General features: G+C 65.1%; 1 protein-coding gene. It reads left to right on the forward strand.

Annotated features, from left to right (window positions below):
• Window positions 1-2 precede the first annotated feature (2 nt).
• A partial coding sequence (locus GM676_RS31450) for a GDP-mannose 4,6-dehydratase (RefSeq protein WP_229262943.1) occupies window positions 3-255 on the forward strand: 253 nt, incomplete at its 3' end.

A 255-nucleotide genomic window follows, 5' to 3' on the forward strand; every position in this document is an offset into this window, starting at 1 on the left:
AGCTGACCTATGCCGGCAATCTGAACAACCTGGCCTCGCTCAAGCAGGACGCGCGCCACACCTTTGTGCGCGGCGACATCTGCGACCAGGCGCAGGTGCTGGCCCTGTTCCAGCAGCACAAGCCGCGTGCGGTGGTGCACTTCGCCGCTGAAAGCCACGTCGACCGCTCCATCCTCGGTCCGGGCGAATTCATCAACACCAACATCAACGGCACCTTCAGCCTGCTGGAAGCGGCGCGCGCCTACTGGTCCGGCC

Origin of the sequence: Duganella radicis, from assembly GCF_009720825.1 — a bacterium.
In the GTDB taxonomy this organism is placed as follows: domain Bacteria; phylum Pseudomonadota; class Gammaproteobacteria; order Burkholderiales; family Burkholderiaceae_D; genus Rugamonas; species Rugamonas radicis.